The 4,768-nt window shown below is 32.7% G+C and carries 1 protein-coding gene; it reads left to right on the forward strand.

What is annotated here, in order from left to right:
• Positions 1-257 precede the first annotated feature (257 nt).
• Positions 258-4,409, forward strand: a complete 4,152-nt coding sequence (locus GQN54_RS15295) for a T9SS type A sorting domain-containing protein (protein ID WP_160634450.1) — start codon at positions 258-260, stop codon at positions 4,407-4,409.
• The last annotated feature ends 359 nt before the right edge of the window (positions 4,410-4,768 follow it).

The raw sequence follows: 4,768 nt of genomic DNA on the forward strand, positions 1-4,768 counted from the left end.
TCTGGTTCTCTTGTATAGACTTTCTAATTCTAAATCAATAATCTTGTGAATATCCTCTTGTAGCAATGAATTAAAGATCATAATATCATCAATTCTATTTAAGAATTTCTTTTTTTGATAGTTAAAGGGATTACGGTTTGAGTAAAAAAATGGAAACTTAATAACTAATTCTTAACTTGGTATGATATTTTTGATACTTGTTTTAATTTCAAATTAATATACGTACTAATTTCCTAACCAATGAATATTTTTATACTATGAAAAAAAGCTACTTGTTATTAGTTGGTACATTCTTTTTATTGATTAATATAATACAAGCACAGCGGTTTGATTGGTTAGAGACTTATGGGGTAAGGTTTTCGAATTCTACTTCATCTACTAAAGTTTACGAGAACAATGTCTATGTAGCAAGTACTTTTATCAGCACCATAAGTATCGGACCTACAACTTTAAATACGCAAAATAGCCACACAAGGAGTATTTATATTTCTAATTATGATACTCTTGGAAACTTTAGGTGGGCAATAAAAGGTGGTTCAAACTCTAATTCTGAATCTTTTATTGATATGGAGTTGGATCGGTGGGGTAATATTTATATAGCAGGTTCTTTTATTAATACTACAACATGGGGAGGGCTAACATTAAACACTAGTGGTGGAGGAGATGGAACTCCAGGCGTTGTCAGTGAAGCTTTTATAGTAAAGTTAAATCCTCAAGGAGTCGCTCAATGGATTCAAGGAGTATATGGTCCTGGGACTAATTACCATATCAATTATATTTCGGATATATCTGTGGTAGATAGTAGTGTTTATTTCTATGGTCCATTAAATAGAACAATAGAAGTAACCAATTCCACAAAGACCTTGATACAGCCAATTGGCACCTCCCAAGAGAACTTCTATGTAGCTCGATGGGACTTGAACGGGAATTTAAACTTACTGAGTAAAGTACTACAACAAGCTTATTACACTAATTCTTTCCCTGGTAAAATAACAGGAAAAAATGATTCTACATATCTAATTACAGCAAGATTAAGAAATGTTTACTATTTAGGATCTAATAATTTATTAGCAAATGGAGATTATTATAATCATGAACTTTATATTATAGAATATACAAATCATTATTGTAACTGGTTTAAATCTACCACTAGTCTTTACACATCATCATCAGCTTTAGGAGGTGATATTGAATTAGGAAATAACGGAGATATATACATTGCTGGAACTTTTCATCAAACATTTCGACTAGAAAATCAGACAATAAATGCAGATTTGAATCATATAAATTTGTTTGTTGCTAAATTAAATTCTAGAGGTAATTTAATTCACCTGAAACAATATCCAGTAAAGCTATTTCGTCTGCCGAAGATGAAATACACTGCGAATGATGAATTAGTCCTAATCGGTGAATTTGAAGATAGTTTAGAAATAAATAATATTAAAACTTTTTCGAATGGATCTAAAGACATCATTGTAGCTAATCTTGACACAGCATTGAATTTTAATTGGTATCAAACAGGTGGAGGAGTTTATGATGATTATGGAGTTTCAATCTCAAATGATAGGGGATCTAATATATATGTTTTGGGTACCTATAATAGTTTAGGTTTATCACATTTTGGAACCACTTATTTAAATGGTTCGAATAATACTTATACTGCTATTCTATCAAAAATGAGTGAATGTGTAAAAACTCAAATTCCATTTACTTTTAACGCTGACACCAACTTATGTCAAGGTCAGTCTGTTAATATTCAGGCTACTCCTGTTGCTGGTTCTACTTTTCAATGGCTAAAGGACAGCTCATTATTAGTCAGTCAAACAAATAATAATTTGACAGTTAATAGTAAAGGATATTATCAAGTTATCACCAATTTAGCCGGTTGTACAGATACTTCAAGAGGTGTAAGGGTGCAAGTGGGAACACCACCAACAGTAAGTTTAACATTAAGTGATACTGTCTGCGAAATTAATAATCCATTTTCTCTATCAGGTGGCTTTCCAATAGGGGGTATTTATAAAGGGCCAGGAATATTAAACAATATATTCGATCCATCTTCAACTGGAGTTGGGCATAAGACTATAACTTATATTTATTCTAATCAAGGGTGCAGAGATTCTGCCTCTGTTGTTATTTATGTCAAACCTGCTCCAACCGTTTTCTTCGCGCCGCCTGCCAACATTTGTATATCATCACCCCCTTTTACTTTGACGAATGCTACCCCAAATGGAGGGAGCTATACTGGGAATGGTGTTTCAGATGGTGTGTTTAATCCAATGTTAGCGGGGGTGGGAAATCATGTAATTACCTATACTTATTCTGATAGTATTGGTTGTTCAAGTTCATTCACTCAAACAATTCAAGTAGATACTATTGAAACTGTAACTCTTGCAAGTCTACCAACATTTTGTATTGATGATGGAGCCTATGTACTAAATGAAGGAAGTCCTTCAAATGGTATATATCAAGGAACTGGAATCGTGAACGGAGTTTTTTATCCATCCATTTCAGGAATAGGAACTTTTTTGGTAAGATATGTTTTTAATAATGAGTGCATTAAAGATACTGTTTCTAGTATAATTACTGTTAAGCCGAAACCGACCGTAACTTTAAGCAGCTTTTCCCCTGTATGTAAAGGAACTTCAATGATTACGCTTTCAGGTGGATTGCCAACAAATGGGGTATATAGTGGAGTAGGTGTAATTAATGGACAATTTAACCCTACAAGTGAAGGGACCTATAAAATCTATTATGATTATACCGATAGTTTAGGTTGTTCATCAAAAGATTCTAGTAACTTAGTCGTTAATCCACTTCCATCAATTACATTAACTAATGATACCACAATTTGTGCTGGCACTTCGATTACGTTGACAGTTTCTGGAGGGAATTCTTATACGTGGAGTAATTTAGCAACAACCTCAAGCATTACTGTATCTCCAGCTACTACTACCAAATATTATGTAACGTCAATCAACTCCAATGCATGTCAAAAAATAGATAGCGTAACAGTATCAGTTACACCTAATCCAACAGCTAGTATTGGCGGTGACTTTTTTATCTGCGAAGGCTCATCAACAACTTTGACTGCTAGTGGTGGAGTAAGATATGCATGGAGTAATTCTATAAATACAGTAACAAATTCTGTTTCTCCATTAATTTCAAGTAGCTATACGGTAACTGTTACAAATTCATTAGGGTGTACTTCAACTGCAAGTCAATTAGTGACCGTCAATCCAAAACCAATAGTTACTCTTGCAAGCTTTCCTGCTGTTTGTGAAGAGGATTCAATAATAACACTTTCAGGCGGTTCTCCTTCAAATGGTACCTATAGCGGAGTTGGTGTAATTAATGGTCAATTCAATCCTACAAATTCTGGAACTTATAAAATTTATTATAATTATATTGATGGTTTAGGTTGTTCGTCAAGTGATTCCAGCAGTCTAATTGTTAATTCACTTCCAACTATTGGATTAACCAATGATACTACTATATGTGCAGGTGATTCGATTACTTTGACAGCGTCTGGCGGAACCACTTATATTTGGAGTAATTCTGCCACTACTTCAAGTATCACAACAGCTCCAACTTCAACAACGATGTACTACGTATCGATAAGCAATGGAAATGCTTGTTCTCGAATGGATAGTGTTGTCGTGACTGTTTCTCAAATACCTACATTGACGGTTTCAAATGATAGTAGTATTTGTCTTGGGGATACGATAGTCTTAATGGCAAGTAGTAATTTCACCAACTATTCTTGGAATACAAATGAAACTACAAGTAGTATTCAAGTACATCCACCCAAGACTCAATGGTATATAGTAAAATCATACAACGGGACTTCTTGTTTTGCAATAGATTCGACTTTGGTAACTGTTAATATTGGTACACCACTAAATATAGGACCCGATACAACATTGAATAGTACTTTTACCAGCTATGTGTATGATGCCGGAGCTGGCTACTTAACTTATTTATGGTTTGATAATTCAACCAGCCAAACAAAAAACATCAATTATAACCCGTTAAAAGCGGGTAAGACAGATACAATAAGTGTGATCGCATATAACTATATTGGATGCCCTTCTTTAGATACAGCTAAAGTGTTTTATGATTTTAATACATTGATAAATAACAGTGACATTAGTGAATTCGAATGGGAAATATATCCAAACCCAACTACAGGGTTGGTTAACCTTCAATTTAGCAATGAATTTACTTCAACCAAGTTGATTGAAGTATTTGATTTGAACGGGAAATTAATTCTAAGTAAATTGTTGCTAACAAATGAATATGTTACTAAACTGAATTTAGCTGAAAATAAATTAGAAATTGGATTATATACAATTAGAGTCACCTCTAACCTGAAAGTATTGTATAAAAAACTAGTTATTACTTATTAGGATTAATAAATATTGAAAGGCTAATTAATTATTGAGTCTTTCTATAAAAAAATATAAATATCTGAATTACTTTAGGTAATAATGATTTAATCATGCTTTGTATATTTAAGATGAGCTATTTATAATGAATAGGTAAGTGAGAAAATATAAATAATATCAATAAAAAAAGGCTCCAAAATCTAACTTTTGGAGCCTTTTCTATTTAATAATCAAGAAGCTTATTCCTGATCTTCTTCTTTCTTACTTTTCTTAGCCTTGGGTTTGATGATGTCAATTTTGATTTCTTTTTTCTCATCATCAAATTTGATACTTATCATATCACCTTCCACTAAATTAGATTTAATGATTTCTTCAGCTAA

The sequence above is a fragment of the Acidiluteibacter ferrifornacis genome, from assembly GCF_009909615.1.
GTDB lineage: Bacteria > Bacteroidota > Bacteroidia > Flavobacteriales_E > Vicingaceae > Acidiluteibacter > Acidiluteibacter ferrifornacis.

Bases quoted from the DNA above. Each gene is read 5' to 3' on its own strand.
- GQN54_RS15295 (WP_160634450.1), top strand. From the start codon at position 258: ATGAAAAAAAGCTACTTGTTATTAGTTGGTACATTCTTTTTATTGATT.